Raw genomic sequence first — 13,740 nt, forward strand, 5'->3', positions numbered from 1 at the left:
CATGAGAATTATTTTAGCCGCTGCCTCTGGATTGTTCTTGCAAAAATCTATAGCTTCTTGTTCTGTCATAATATGTATGTTTAAGCAATTTTTGTGCCTATTTTTTTGTTTGGTGCTGAATGGTTACTATTGATGAATTTAAAAACATACTTCTATTTGGTCCTAGTGGTGTTGGTAAAACACATCTTGCAACAGCCATTGCATATGCGGCAACGCAACAAAGAATAAAAACAAAGTTCATAACTGCAGGCGACCTTATGATACAGCTAGAGAGTGCAGCTGCTACAAATAGACTAGCCAATTACTTTAAAAGAACTATTGGGATACCTAGACTACTTGTAATTGACGAGTTTGGCTATGTGAAATTTAGTGAAACGCAGGCTAATCTATTTTTTCAAATAATCAATAAAAAATATGAGCTTGGTTCCATCATAATTACATCAAATTTATCTTTTACTAAATGGAAGGAGGTTCTTAATAATGACGAAGCTTTAACAACAGCGATACTTGACAGATTGATACACCACTCACATCTTATCAATGTCACTGGAGAAAGCTATAGATTGAAACAAAAACGAGAAGCTGGTTTATTAGATATTTCAGCTAAATAGGTGTTACAAAGTGGTGCACTTTTGCACTGCGTAGTGGTGTATTTTTGGATTGCGCTTGACAATATTTCATTAAAGCCATTAAAAATAATAAATTCCATTCCCTCTTGAGTTGAAAAAAAATTTTCATCTTTTAACTTTTCTTCAGCAAGTGGTCCAATAAAACTTGGTGCATAATCGTCTATTAGTTTTTCAAATTTTGCATAACCATTTAATTTATTCATATTTAGTTTTTCCTTCATCTAACTACTTATTCATTCTAAGTATAGTGGACTTAACCTTAAATCACATTATTAATTGACATACATTATGTACCCCCTAAAAACAGAAAAGTACTCAAATATATCAAATTTAATGTCAAGTTTCCATATTTTTCAAGAAATATAATTGTCTATATTCCATTAAAAGAACGCGCATGAGGGAAGTGGATTTTTCAGGACTGACTTCTTATAAAAAAATAATGCTATAATCACGAAAATATATCATATTTCAGGACACTTTATAGATGCAATTCACCCTAGATGCCACTTCAAAAAATGCTCGTGCAGGAACGATTATAACAAAACACTCAACCATTAAAACTCCAGTATTTATGCCTGTGGGAACGATAGGAAGTGTAAAATCTTTAGATGCTCATGATGTTTTAGAGCTTTTGGGTGCTGACATCATCTTAGCAAATACCTATCATATGTACCTTCGTCCTGGCGATAAAACAGTTGCAAAAATGGGAAAACTTCATGGCTTTACAAAATACCCTAAAAGTTTTTTAACAGATAGTGGTGGATTTCAAGCATTTTCACTCTCTGATATGTCTAAACCAAAAACAGATGGCATAGAGTTTCGTTCACATATTGATGGGAGTAAACACTTTTTTACTCCAAAGAAAGTTATAGATATTCAACATAATTTGGGTTCTGATATTATGATGATACTTGATGATTTAGTCGCACTTCCTGCTACGCAAGAACGTATAAAACTCAGCATAGAGAGAACAACAGCATGGGCACAAGAGTCTATAGACTACTTTCGTGCGAAACAAAAAGAAGGTGTAGGCGTTGACCAAAATATCTTTGCCATCATTCAAGGTGGCACAGACAGAGCTTTTCGTACAAAAAGTGCTACAGAGCTTTGTGCAATGGATTATGATGGTTTTGCCATTGGTGGGCTCTCAGTTGGTGAACTTAACAATGAAATGTATGACACAGTAGAACATACAACACAGTATATGCCAAAAGACAAACCGCGCTACCTCATGGGTGTTGGTACACCTGAGGATTTGATAGAAAACATTGAACGTGGCATAGATATGTTTGACTGTGTTATGCCTACAAGAAATGCAAGAAATGGAACACTTTTTACATCATTTGGAAAGATGAATATCAAAGGTGCTAAGTTTAAAGAAGATCCAACTCCAATAGACCCAGAGTGTCAATGTCTAACATGTAAAACATACAGTCGTGCATACATTAACCATCTCTTTCGTGCCCGTGAAATAACATACTTTCGTTTGGCTACAATTCATAATCTTCACTATTATCTTAACCTTATGAGAGAAGTACGTGAAGCTATCTTAGAAGATAGATTTGCAGAGTACAAAAAAGAGTTTTACGCTAAAAGAAGTTAGCTTTGGTAGAGTTGAAATCTAAGTTTTCAACTCTACCAAACAACTCATCTCCATTATAAAGTGATTGTGCATTTTTAACAATTCTACTGCTCGTAGCGTCAAATAATACAAAATCAAACTTCTCGCCCACTGCAATAACTCCAGCTTTTTTGTTGATACTTTTGGCAGGATTTTGTGAAGTAAGCTGGACTAACTCACTCATAGTAATAAGCCCCGATTTGACAAGCTTTGTATAATACAAAGGAAGTGCATCACCCAAAGCTTCACATCCATAAGCTGCATCAAAAAATGCTACTTCTTTATTGACTGGTGAAGATGGTTGATGCAAGGTTGTGAGTACATCAATCTCTCCTCGTTTGAGTGCATTTTGTAGTTCAAGTACGTCACTCGTAGATGCTAAAGGCGGATTTAATTTTGCTGTCGTGTTAAAATCCTCACACACTTCATCTGAGTTGAGTAAATGATGGATAGAAACTTCACAACTCACCTGTACTCCTTCAGATTTTGCTTTTGTAATAAGCTCTATTGAACGTGGTGAAGCGATGGATTTAAAAAGTATCTTTATATCAAAATGTCGTGCAATTTCTATCATACGAGAAACATGCAGTATCTCACTCAGTTCAGGAATCCCAGCAAGTCCCAAGTGTGAACTCACATCACCATCAAGCATAACACCTGCGTTTATCAAAGAATTATCTTCAGCTTTACAAAAAAGTGTTACACCGTACATTTTGACATATTCGGCTATCTTAATGGCAAGATTGTTTTTTGCTATTGTGCTCATATAGGGTGCGACAACCCCTTTTTTCAAAAGAATCGCAATATCACTAAGTGTCATATCTTCTTTTAGGGCATTGAGCATAAAGTCTATCTTCATATCGTTGATATCTTTGATACCATTTTGAGCAAATTCTAAAACAACACCATTATCTATGGCAGGATTTGAATCAGCATTTAAAACAATATGTCCAACGCCACCAGTTTGAGCTTCTTGTGCTACTTGTTTGATAGCAGTTGCATTTAATGATGAATCAAGGACTCTGACATTAATATCAACAAGTTTAGGGAGCAAATAAGCACCTTGTGCATCAACAACATTTTCATCTTGCAGATTTTCACCCACTGCAACAACAATGCCATCTACAACTTTAACATCAACTTTTCTCTCACCATCTACATCACAAACTACTGCGTTTGATATAAGCATTTTAGACCACCTTCGATATAATGTCAGCATTATAAATTAATAAGGCTTAAAACTCATGAAAATTCTTGTCTCTGCTCTAGAACACTCTGCAAACGTGCATCTAAAATCTCTCAAAAATGAGCTAAGTGACGATATTGAATTTATTGGCATTTTTGATGAGAGCTTAGGTAAACCCATCGTAGATTTACGGAGCCTTGCCATCATGGGCTTTGTAGATGCCTTAAAAAAACTAAGATTTTTCTTCAAACTCAATGATGAAATGCTAGAGCTCTCTAAAGAAGCTGATAAAGTCTTACTTATAGACTCTTCAGGCTTCAATCTCCCTCTTGCAAAAAAGATAAAGAAAAAGTACCCAAAAAAAGAGATAATCTACTACATTTTACCCCAAGCTTGGGCATGGAAGAAAAAACGCATCCCTATTCTTGCAAAAACTATAGATAAATTATGTTCTATCTTGCCATTTGAGCCCGATTATTATCCAAAAAATGCTCCTATTGAGTATGTCGGACACCCTTTACTTGACCAGATTACTGCGTTTAAAACATCGCTAAACACAGTAGTACGTAATGTTGTATTTATGCCGGGAAGCAGAAAAGGCGAGATATCAAAACTGATGCCAATTTACAAAGAAGTCCTCAAAGAGTTAGATGTAAACGCAGTACTTGTCATTCCTGAGCACTTTAGCGAAGAAGAAGTCCAAAACCTTTATGGGGACATTTCAGCATTCACTATCTCACATAATCCATACAAGACACTCTACGAAGCTGATTTTGGCTTTATTTGTAGTGGAACTGCAACACTTGAGGCATCACTTATCGGTATTCCTCTTGTTTTGAGTTATATTGCAAATCCTGTTGATTACTTTATTGCAAGCCGTCTTGTAAAACTCAACTATCTTGGTCTTGGAAATATCATGTTTGAAAAATATGCCAACAAAGCTTTACATCCTGAGTTTATACAAGATGATGTAACAGTAGAAAATTTAGTAAAAGCTTACAAAAATTATGACAGAGAAGAGTTTCTGCACAACTCAAAATCTTTAAGAGATTATCTTAAACACGGAAGTTCAAAAAGAGTTGCACAGATTATAGAAGGAGATTAGTAGTCAAGGTCATAAGTGTAAAAAGCAAGTCATCTATATGATCTTGACAAATACTAAAATAATTTCAGCATCTAAATCAAAATAGTGATGAGAGATAAAATCTCGTATGCCTTTAATCTTTTTCCATTCAATTTGAGGATATTTCAGTAGAAGTTTTTTTTCAGTAATATGGTCTATCTTTTTTAAACTCTCGCCAACTGCGATGAGCTTCATACAAATACTATCAAGTTTTTCTTGCCCCTCTTTGGTATGGCAAAAATCATCTTCACATTTTGCAAATGCGCATCTTTCATGCACAATTTCTATAGCATCTATTATTTGATCTAATATTTCAACAACAAGTGTTTTATCATACATAGATACCATCTTTTTCTATACGTCTTCTTAGGGCAATGTTCATTGAATCTCTGAAGCGAATTATATCAACTTTAGTATGGAATGATTTTTCCAGTTCTTCTTTAAAATCATAGAGCTTAAAGTAATCACTCAAAGGTGTTTCAATTGCGATATCAACATCACTATCACATCTATTTTCATCACGAGAATATGATCCAAAAAGTGCAATTTTAGAGATTTGATATTTTTTCATAAAATCATTTTTATGCTCTTTAAGATAGCTAATTATTTCATTTTTTGTCATATCAATTCTCCCCTTTTTATAGTAGTTATTTAATCTTCTTTTGCTTTACGTGCTTTAATGTTAATACGTTTACCGGTTGTTTTAGGAGCATCATATCTCTCTTTTGGTGTTCCATCGTGACGATGATTTCTCTCGCCGCTTTTTCCAGAAAACAAAGCTTTTCCATTTTCATCTTTTCCTAGAAATTTATTTGGAGCTTTTTTCTTTTTCTCCCACTTTCCAGCTTTTTCATCGGACTTTTTCTCAAACTTTTCTTTTTCTTGAGTTGAGCTTTCATAACGCTTTTTAGCAACCTCTTTTATATCATCTTTTGTCATCTTTTTTCTTACAGGTGCATCTGATGTTTTACGTTCTTTTACTGGGTATGCAAAACCTTCTAAAGTTTCTTGTTTGATAGCACGACCAAGTAGGGTTTCTATAGCATAAAGTGCTTTTTGTTCGCTCTCATCTAAAAGCATCACTGCTTTTTGTACAGATTTTGAGACTCTTGCCATGTAAACAATAGCTTTTATCGGCATATCATAACTGATAAGATAGTCACAGCTTAAATCTTTATCTTTGACAAGTTCTTTATCTTCGATAACTCGCACATTTTGATTTTCTAATTTTTCTTTGATTTGTTCAGGATTTTTTGAACACATCACTAAAATATTTGCGTCTGGGTTCTCTTGGATAAGCTTGTTTAAAAGTTCTGTTTTTTTCTCAGTCGGACAGCGATAAATGCGGTGATTATTTGATTTGATTTGGATATTATTAGTTGGCAAAAGTGTTCCTATAAAAGTATTTTTTAAATTATACCCATATATGCCATAAATTATGCTATTATAGAAACATATATATAAAGGAAGTACAATTAAAGATATAACATTTAATTCACTCGGTTTATCGGCTCCGATTTTAAAAGCCATCAAAGAACAAGGATATGACACTCCGACTCCCATCCAAGCACAAGCAATACCAGTCATTTTAAACAAAAAAGACATCTTAGCAGGTGCGCAAACAGGAACAGGAAAAACAGCAGGTTTTACACTCCCACTTTTAGAGTTACTCTCTCGTTCAAAATCAACAAAACAAAGACATAAAGTAAGAGCACTTATCTTAACACCTACTCGTGAGCTTGCTGCTCAGGTTGGTGAGAGTGTTGCACTGTATGGGAAACATCTTCCATATAAATCTACTGTTATTTTTGGTGGAGTAAAAATCAACCCACAAATTACAGCACTGAGAAAAGGGATGGATATTGTCATCGCTACACCTGGTCGTTTACTTGACCATATTTCGCAAAAGACTATTGATTTACGCGAGATAGAGTTTCTCATCTTAGATGAAGCTGACAGAATGTTAGATATGGGGTTTGTGAATGATATTAAAAAGATTATAAATATCATTCCAAAAGAGCGTCAAACACTCCTTTTTTCAGCAACCTACTCTGAAGCTATAAAAAAACTCTCTAACCAGTTTTTAAATGCACCGACACTGATAGAAGTAGCACGTGCAAATACTTCAAGTGAAATAGTTAAACAAACAGTTTATCCAGTAGATAAAACTCGTAAACGTGAGCTTTTAACACACCTTATCAATGAAGGAAAGTGGCAACAAGTTTTAGTTTTTACAAGAACAAAACATATGGCAAATCGTTTAAGTGGACAACTTGAAAAAGATGGTATTACTAGTGCTGCCATCCATGGAAATAAAAGCCAAAATGCACGAACAAAATCTCTTGCAGACTTTAAAAAAGGTGAGGTTAGAGTTCTTGTTGCTACAGACATTGCAGCACGTGGAATCGACATCGACCAACTGCCTCATGTTGTTAACTTTGAGCTACCAAACGTAAGTGAAGATTATGTGCATCGTATTGGGCGAACTGGTCGTGCTGGTAATGAAGGTGAAGCCATTTCTCTTGTATGTGTTGATGAAGATGAGTTTTTAGTAGGTATTGAAAAACTTATAAAAAAAGAGATTCCAAAAGTTTGGCTCAAAGGTTTTAAACCAGATCCAAGCATCAAAGCTGAACCTATCAATATGGGTGGCAATCGAGGGGCTAGAAATAAACCTCGTGGCGGAAATAGAAATGCAAGCCGCAACAGTAATTCAAGTGGCGGTAGAAATTCTTCTAGAGGGAGAAGATAACTATCGTCTGGTCATACTACGAGGCAAAAGCTTCGTAGTATAAAGTAGTTTTTATTCAGTTACATCTTTTAAAATAGATTCAAAATCTTTTTGTGCTTTTAAAAGCTCTTTTTTTGCAGCTTCATCTTCCACTTTTGCAGAACTCAGCCAGTTATATACAGCTGGAAATCCTAAGACAATTTTATCTTCATCTTTCTTTTTGTATACCATAAGTGTACATGGAGCAAATGCTGCAGCTTCAGGTCTACTTTTTGCAACGGTGTAAATAACAGGAAGTTTACAGATTGAATAACTCTCATAAAATTCAAATGGATTTTTTGGATCATCATCTAAAATATCATTATCAAAGTCCATCGTTGCTGGCATGATAAAGCCTTTTGGAGCGAAGCCACCTTCTAAGTTCATCTTTAATTCATCTCGTGCTTCATCAGCATCATCGCCATCAAGTTCATACACATAGGTTGTCACTAAGTTTCTACTCTCTTTTAAAGAGTCTTCACTCATTGTCTGTTTTGCTTTTGGTAATGCTTCTTCAAGGCTTTTAAGTGCTTTTGCTTCTATTTGTTTGAGCACATCATTGCTTTTAATCCCAATAATCTTTGCCTGTGCATCCGATGTCAATATACTTACATGAAGAGTCTTTTCCCCATTTCTTTGGTATATTCCAACGCCCATAGGCACAAAGACTCCTGCTTTTGCATCTATCTTTAAAAGCTTATAATCTAGCTTTGGTTCATACACCGTCATAAGAGTGAAAATTTCAAAATCACTTTTTTTAAATTGTATCTTAAATGGTCTTGTCATATCATTGTTAAGCGCAATCATAAAACCATTTGATTCAAATGCCTTTGCTATTGTTTGTGGAGTGATTTTTCCATTTGCATTATCTACGGCAAAGAGATGCAAATCGCCTTTTGCTTGTAGTACAACAGCACTCAAAAGTGCTATGACAACTGTCAGTAATTTTTTCATCTGTTTTATCCTTTAAGGTTTTATATATATCCACCCTGCTTTGACACTCTCTAGTAGTTCAACTACACCCGCAGTGACTATGATAGAGCCTTCAACAAGGTCTTCTTCTTTGATATGAAGTGTTCGCATAGTATTGCCACATGCTACAAATTCAACATCGTATTGCATCAGTGCATCAACTCGTACGGCAGTTGTTTTGTTGTGTCTGTCTAAAACTTTAATTCCCTTAGAATATGCAACGATTTTCATCTCTACTTTTTCTGGTCCATAAAATTTTAAAACATTATTTGCCACACTGAGTATATGATCAAGAGCCTGCGGAGTATCCTCTGTGACTGAAAAGACAATCTGCCTTGGGTTATCAATCGAGGGTTTTGGTTCTGCATACTCTGTATCTGCAAAAGAGAGAATACAAAAGCTAAGTAAAATAAGCGTAAATTTCAACATGACAACTTCCTTTATTTTAGGGTACCTCTAAAAACCCTAGCATATCTCAGCATGCCATAGGAGTTTACAATCAAGGCATTCTTTTGAAGCCCTAGCCAAAGCTAAGGCGAAAAAGAGTAACGCAGAGTGTAGGCTCCTATGGCGTGCCCAAAGGGAGGGATAAAAAAAGCGATATTGCAAAAAACTTTTTATCACCATAGCTACGGCTATGCTTCAAAAAAGATTTTTCACAATCTCATCTTTTTTTTCTTCCCTCTGAGATATACTAGGGTTTTTAGAGGTACCCTTTATATTTACAGTCAAATCTTTAAAATCTTGAATATTCCATGAGCCTGGAATTTTTTTGACTATTTTTCCCTTTTCATTCACGAAAAAGAAAGTCGGTGTAAAATGAACTTTTTGCCCTAATGGCACTGCATCAAAGTCTAAATTCACCTTAGCCAAGATAAATCTATCTTCAAGCCACTTTTTCATAGCCTCGTTCTCAAAAACTTTTTTATCCATTTTTATACAGTAGTGACAATCACTGCGCATTACATCAATCATTATAATTTTATGATTTTTCTTTTGTATTTTGAGTGCTTCTTCATAAGTGTGAAAATCTGCTCCAAATAAACTCATAAGGCTAAACGCAGTTAAAAAAAGTATCTTATTCATCTTCCCACTCCAACATTCTATAGACTGTTTCCACATTTTGTCTATGTATAGAGTCATAGAATGGAATATCTTTATATTCATCCATCTTTACTGCGTCTACAACATCAGCAATTTCTACACCCTCATCAAGGAGTTTCTTGACTTGAGTTTTTAATTTTACAAGATAGTTATACGTAAAATCTACTGCAGTTGTCTCAACAATGTCACCATGACCACCTATGACATACTTTACTTTCATCTCTTTTATCTTTTGTAGTGCATCTATCCAACCACTAATATCTCCATCACGCAGAGACGGTAGTCGTTCATTAAAAACTAAATCTCCTACAAAAACAACTTTTTTATTAGGAATGTAAACAAAAAGATCACTGTTTGTATGCGCTTTATGATTTACACTTTTTATATAAACTTTTTTTCCATTGATCTTGAGTACTTTTTCTTTCTCTACAAATACAGTAGGAAATTCTTGTGTTGTTCCTTTAAAAGCTTCAGAGGATATTCTCAATTGCATTCTTGTTTTTTCTAGCTTTGGGAGTTCTTTAAACGCAGTAGAGCCAATTATGGTGACACCCTGCTCTTTGTAGTAAGAGTTTCCTAGCCAATGGTCATCATGAACATGTGTATTGACAACATAAGAGATAGGAAGGTTTTGAATTTTTTTCATTTGGGAGTATGCCTGTTTGGCATATTGATATGTAGGACCACTATCACACACAAGATAGCTAGTCCCCATATTAACAAAACATGAATTGGACATGTTTCCATTATTATGCTTATCCATCACTTGGGGTAGACCAAAGAAGCAGTAAACATCTTCACTTACCTCTTGGGGCTTAAGTTTGTAATCAAAGGAGAGAAGAGAATTAACAAGTACAATACTTAACACAAATGACTTCAAAGCGTAATCCTTTTTTAAAAGAAAAAGTTATATTCTAAACGATATTCATTATATGAACCATCTTTGCCAGCTTTAATATCTGTATCGACCATACCGAGTCTAAACTTAAGCTCACTACTTTGACCTATATTTTGACGAAGATCCATATGAATAACAGTACTGTCAGCTCTAACAGCTGTTTTTGTTTCATCATAATCTTGAATTACATAACGAACCATAGCACTAAACCCTGGTAAAATATTTGCTTTTCCAAAATCATAACCAGCTCTAATCATATATGATTTTGTATTTGCATACCAGTTATACTGAGCCATTGCACGAGTATAGCCACCTGTTGGAAATCCACGCCATGGAGCTATAATATCTGCTTTATCAGCTACTTTAGAATACCCTAAACGACCTAAAAATGCGCCCTGTTTAAAATCAACTCTCGCACATAAAAGATTAGAGTCTAAAGAGTTAGGATTAGCATAACCAGTTTGATTTCCACCAAGATTTGCGACACCAAAGTTTGCATTTAAATTATCATACTGCATCATATATCTTACACCAGGTACAATTTTCATTGAACCAACAGGAATTGTATAGTGTGCCTCAAGGGTAAGATTACTTACAACACCTGGTACAGTTGCATAGCTTACATTCGCTTTAAGATTTTTGATGGACTTATTTGTAACTGAACCTACAATAAGCTTATTATTAGTTCCTATTCTTGCAACTGTCAAGTTTTTGTTTATTGCTGAATCATCATTCTGATTTCCACTATTTGTTGGATCATATGCAAGAACATCATGTTCAGATGTATGATCTCTTAGTTTTTGTTTTGTAAAATAAGCAAGTTTCACTGTCGTTTTTGGTAAATCTTTACTTACAACAGTTGCACCATCAAAAGTATTTGGTATCATCTTGGTATCATTTGATTTGGTAAATACAGTTTCAAACATTTGGCGACCAAGTTTAACAGATGTCTTTTTGCTTGCATCGTATTGCAAGTATGCTAATCCCAATACTGTCATGCCATAATGACCACCAGTTGCTAAATCATATCTACTAAATGTATCTTTACCAGATTTAGCATATGCTGCATCTTGCTTATCCATTCTAAAGAAGTCTAAGTTCTGTGATGTATACATACCAACAGTGGCACTCACACCTTTAAATGGAGCAGTTTTATAAATTAAACTACCACCAATACCATTATTTTTATTATCTTTTTGTTTTCCACCCGTTGCATAATCTTCTTTATCCCAATCCCAATAAAAAAAGTTTGTTCTGAAACGACCATAAAACATACCTTCTGTAAAAGCTTCTCCAAGAGAATCAACTGGTGCAGGAAGTTTGTTATACTTTACCTGCATATTCCCTTTTAAAGTAACTTTATCTGTTTTTAAAGTTGCTTGTGCCGATGTAGCCATCAATAATACTGCCGCAGTTCCTGCAGCTAATTTAATCATATTTTTCTTCATTTTAATATCCTTAATATTTAAAAGACTAGCAGCCTCTAGAACCCTTCGTTGGGCAACCACAACTGTAATCAACTAAAGTAACATTACCTTTGTTACTCACATCAACAATTTTTTCTTTTTTAATATAGTCACGTACGACATCATACACAGGTCGTATTTTTTCTTTTTGTAGATTTGAACCAGCTTTTTGCAAGTTTCCACCCCATGATGAAACGATATATGTTTTTTCTAAGTCGATTGGTTTACCACCAATCATGAGCTTAGATATACGCTCACCTGTTTTGTTCGCCACAGCAATGCTATATGTTACACCACCTAAACGACTCATATCGCCACCTTGTTGATACAAAGGATTTGCATTAAATACATTATCTGCTATATCTTCAAGTAGGTTTGCTATTTTATCGCCTTTCAATTCAAATGTATAGACATCTGGGTAGGTAATCCCGCACATTTCATAGACATTATCCATTAAGATATTGTCACCTGCAAGAACCGTTGTTCCCCATCTATATCCTGGTGTAAAAGAGAGGTCACATTTCATCTCATCCATGATAGCATCATTTATAAGCTGATCAAAAGTTGAAAAGAATGTATCACGTTTATAGAGCATCCCTTTTGTTTGACCTAACACTTCATTAAACTCTTTATCAAAAGGAGCATAAAGTTCATCAACAAGTTTTACACCCTCTGGGTCTGCTGGAATCATATTTGAAGCGATTGGAATGAGTTTATACTCATAGCCTTTTACCTTTCCATCTTTAGCATCTATATCTAAACGACCGATATACTTACCATGACTACCAGCGATGACGATTACAGTATCATTTATAACAATCGGTGCTGGAGAAGGATCATGTGTATGTCCACTCAGGATAAAGTCTATCCCTTTGACTTGACGAGCCACTTCTTGATCTACACTAAAACCATCATGAGAAAGTACAACAACACAGTCGACTTTTTTCTCATTTCTCAACTCATCCACATACTCTTGTAGTGTTTCAAGTCTAAGACCAAAACTCCAACCCTCTGTAAACTCTTTTGGATTTGCAGTAGAAGTAAAAGGAAATGATTGACCAATGATACCAATCTTCGCACCACCTCTCTCTTCAATAGTATAAGGTTCAAAAATCAACTCTTCATACTCATCAGCAAAAGGGTCATCTCCGACAACATTTTGAGAAATAAATTTCGCATCAAGCATCTCTATCAGCTCTTTTACTCTCTCTTTCCCATAAGTAAATTCCCAGTGTCCGACCATAGTATCTATGCCAAGATAGTTTTGCGCTTTTACAATAGCTTCACCTCTTGTTTTAAGAGCTACACCAGTTCCCTGCCATGTATCACCAGAGTCAAGAAAAAGAACATTCTCTTTTCCTCGTTCTTTAATGATATGATTTGTAAGTGTTTTAATATGTGCGATACCGCCCATCTTACCAAACTTACGAGCTAATGTATTAAAGTCCATATAAGTATCAAAATATGCATCTAAAGAACTTGGTTCTAATCCATAATACTTAGCAAAGGACTCTCCACACAAAAAGCCTGGAGTACCTACAAGGTTTGGAGCCGAGATCAATGTTGATGGCTCTCTCCAATACAAAGGCTTAATATGTGCATGTAAATCACATATATGAAGTAAAGAAAAACTACCTTTAGCTTTAAATGCATATATATCATCAACAGTGATTTGTGCGGCAGTTTTTGGTGTTGCACAGCCAGTAGCGACTGCACCAAGACCAAAGATTGCTGCTATATGCATAAAATCTCTTCTTGAAATTTCCATTTTTTTCCCTTATCTTTTTAATCCAGGAATAGCGACTTCACTACCCTTAGCTTTCTCTGTTAGGTAAACTTCTAAGCCTACCATCTCTTTTGAACCAATAGGAATGACTGCTAAGAGTGCATTTTTCATACATCCTTGAAAACGGCGTTGCAGTGTTCTAAGAGATGATTTTGTCATTCTATATGCTGGCCATGTTGCAGCAG

Annotated in this window: 15 protein-coding genes and 1 pseudogene; 4 read left to right on the top strand and 12 right to left on the bottom strand. The window is 35.0% G+C overall.

Annotated features, from left to right (window positions below; genetic code table 11):
* The first annotated feature begins 119 nt into the window (after positions 1-119).
* A complete protein-coding gene (locus tag MV052_RS03885) occupies positions 120-611 on the top strand; it encodes an ATP-binding protein (RefSeq protein ID WP_297441163.1) in 492 nt (163 codons plus the stop codon).
* Here the strand turns inward: MV052_RS03885 and MV052_RS03890 are convergent.
* Positions 557-832 carry a hypothetical protein gene (locus tag MV052_RS03890; protein ID WP_297441164.1) on the bottom strand — a complete coding sequence of 92 codons (276 nt, stop codon included), beginning with the start codon at positions 830-832 and terminating at the stop codon, positions 557-559. The genes MV052_RS03885 and MV052_RS03890 overlap by 55 nt on opposite strands.
* Positions 833-1,113: 281 nt before the next feature.
* Here MV052_RS03890 and tgt point away from each other — a divergent pair, with 281 nt between their 5' ends.
* On the top strand, positions 1,114-2,232 hold the full coding sequence (gene tgt, locus MV052_RS03895; protein ID WP_297441166.1) for a tRNA guanosine(34) transglycosylase Tgt: 1,119 nt from the start codon (positions 1,114-1,116) through the stop codon (positions 2,230-2,232).
* Here tgt and MV052_RS03900 read toward each other — a convergent pair.
* The gene (locus MV052_RS03900; protein ID WP_297441168.1) at positions 2,219-3,439 is read right to left on the bottom strand and encodes an amidohydrolase family protein; all 1,221 of its coding nucleotides are present in this window, start codon (positions 3,437-3,439) and stop codon (positions 2,219-2,221) included. The genes tgt and MV052_RS03900 overlap by 14 nt on opposite strands.
* Before the next feature lie 55 nt (positions 3,440-3,494).
* Between MV052_RS03900 and lpxB the strand changes: the two genes are divergently transcribed.
* A complete protein-coding gene (gene lpxB, locus MV052_RS03905) occupies positions 3,495-4,541 on the top strand; it encodes a lipid-A-disaccharide synthase (protein WP_297441169.1) in 1,047 nt (348 codons plus the stop codon).
* Between the two features lie 33 nt (positions 4,542-4,574).
* On the opposite strand, the gene MV052_RS03910 is transcribed toward lpxB, so the two are convergent.
* Genes MV052_RS03910 through MV052_RS03920 form a run of 3 tightly spaced genes read right to left on the bottom strand, consistent with a single transcriptional unit; the run spans position 4,575 to position 5,945 of the window.
* On the bottom strand, positions 4,575-4,898 hold the full coding sequence (locus tag MV052_RS03910) for a HepT-like ribonuclease domain-containing protein (RefSeq protein WP_297441171.1): 324 nt from the start codon (positions 4,896-4,898) through the stop codon (positions 4,575-4,577).
* Positions 4,891-5,181, bottom strand: coding sequence for a nucleotidyltransferase domain-containing protein (locus MV052_RS03915; RefSeq protein ID WP_297441173.1), 291 nt, complete (start codon positions 5,179-5,181; stop codon positions 4,891-4,893). The genes MV052_RS03910 and MV052_RS03915 overlap by 8 nt, the downstream gene beginning before the upstream one ends.
* A gap of 29 nt (positions 5,182-5,210) precedes the next feature.
* Complete coding sequence (locus tag MV052_RS03920; RefSeq protein ID WP_297441174.1) at positions 5,211-5,945, bottom strand: hypothetical protein; 735 nt, start codon at positions 5,943-5,945, stop codon at positions 5,211-5,213.
* Positions 5,946-6,042: 97 nt separating this feature from the next.
* Between MV052_RS03920 and MV052_RS03925 the strand changes: the two genes are divergently transcribed.
* Positions 6,043-7,311, top strand: coding sequence for a DEAD/DEAH box helicase (locus MV052_RS03925; RefSeq protein ID WP_297441186.1), 1,269 nt, complete (start codon positions 6,043-6,045; stop codon positions 7,309-7,311).
* 51 nt (positions 7,312-7,362) lie between these two features.
* Here MV052_RS03925 and MV052_RS03930 read toward each other — a convergent pair whose 3' ends face one another.
* The 7 genes and pseudogenes from MV052_RS03930 to MV052_RS03960 form a co-directional block, all read right to left on the bottom strand.
* Positions 7,363-8,283: a DUF302 domain-containing protein gene (locus MV052_RS03930; protein WP_297441176.1), complete on the bottom strand. Its 921-nt coding sequence runs from the start codon at positions 8,281-8,283 to the stop codon at positions 7,363-7,365.
* Between the two features lie 12 nt (positions 8,284-8,295).
* Positions 8,296-8,730: a DsrE family protein gene (locus MV052_RS03935; RefSeq protein ID WP_297441178.1), complete on the bottom strand. Its 435-nt coding sequence runs from the start codon at positions 8,728-8,730 to the stop codon at positions 8,296-8,298.
* A 213-nt stretch (positions 8,731-8,943) separates the two neighbouring features.
* Positions 8,944-9,387 carry a thioredoxin fold domain-containing protein gene (locus MV052_RS03940; RefSeq protein ID WP_297441180.1) on the bottom strand — a complete coding sequence of 148 codons (444 nt, stop codon included), beginning with the start codon at positions 9,385-9,387 and terminating at the stop codon, positions 8,944-8,946.
* Positions 9,380-10,285, bottom strand: coding sequence for an MBL fold metallo-hydrolase (locus MV052_RS03945; RefSeq protein WP_297441182.1), 906 nt, complete (start codon positions 10,283-10,285; stop codon positions 9,380-9,382). Before MV052_RS03945 ends, MV052_RS03940 begins: the two co-directional genes overlap by 8 nt.
* A gap of 14 nt (positions 10,286-10,299) precedes the next feature.
* Positions 10,300-11,751, bottom strand: a complete 1,452-nt coding sequence (locus MV052_RS03950) for an OprD family outer membrane porin (RefSeq protein WP_297441184.1) — start codon at positions 11,749-11,751, stop codon at positions 10,300-10,302.
* Between the two features lie 25 nt (positions 11,752-11,776).
* Complete coding sequence (gene soxB / locus MV052_RS03955) at positions 11,777-13,537, bottom strand: thiosulfohydrolase SoxB (protein WP_297441185.1); 1,761 nt, start codon at positions 13,535-13,537, stop codon at positions 11,777-11,779.
* A gap of 9 nt (positions 13,538-13,546) precedes the next feature.
* Positions 13,547-13,740, bottom strand: a pseudogene (locus tag MV052_RS03960) (sulfur oxidation c-type cytochrome SoxA); the annotation flags it as partial.

It is taken from the genome of Sulfurimonas sp. (genome assembly GCF_026988655.1).
Classification (GTDB): Bacteria; Campylobacterota; Campylobacteria; order Campylobacterales; family Sulfurimonadaceae; genus Sulfurimonas.

Bases quoted from the DNA above. Each gene is read 5' to 3' on its own strand.
- MV052_RS03910 (WP_297441171.1), bottom strand. From the start codon at position 4,898: ATGTATGATAAAACACTTGTTGTTGAAATATTAGATCAAATAATAGAT.
- MV052_RS03930 (WP_297441176.1), bottom strand. From the start codon at position 8,283: ATGAAAAAATTACTGACAGTTGTCATAGCACTTTTGAGTGCTGTTGTA.
- MV052_RS03915 (WP_297441173.1), bottom strand. From the start codon at position 5,181: ATGACAAAAAATGAAATAATTAGCTATCTTAAAGAGCATAAAAATGAT.
- MV052_RS03900 (WP_297441168.1), bottom strand. From the start codon at position 3,439: ATGCTTATATCAAACGCAGTAGTTTGTGATGTAGATGGTGAGAGAAAA.
- MV052_RS03950 (WP_297441184.1), bottom strand. From the start codon at position 11,751: ATGAAGAAAAATATGATTAAATTAGCTGCAGGAACTGCGGCAGTATTA.
- MV052_RS03940 (WP_297441180.1), bottom strand. From the start codon at position 9,387: ATGAATAAGATACTTTTTTTAACTGCGTTTAGCCTTATGAGTTTATTT.
- tgt (WP_297441166.1), top strand. From the start codon at position 1,114: ATGCAATTCACCCTAGATGCCACTTCAAAAAATGCTCGTGCAGGAACG.
- lpxB (WP_297441169.1), top strand. From the start codon at position 3,495: ATGAAAATTCTTGTCTCTGCTCTAGAACACTCTGCAAACGTGCATCTA.
- MV052_RS03885 (WP_297441163.1), top strand. From the start codon at position 120: ATGGTTACTATTGATGAATTTAAAAACATACTTCTATTTGGTCCTAGT.
- soxB (WP_297441185.1), bottom strand. From the start codon at position 13,537: ATGGAAATTTCAAGAAGAGATTTTATGCATATAGCAGCAATCTTTGGT.
- MV052_RS03890 (WP_297441164.1), bottom strand. From the start codon at position 832: ATGAATAAATTAAATGGTTATGCAAAATTTGAAAAACTAATAGACGAT.
- MV052_RS03935 (WP_297441178.1), bottom strand. From the start codon at position 8,730: ATGTTGAAATTTACGCTTATTTTACTTAGCTTTTGTATTCTCTCTTTT.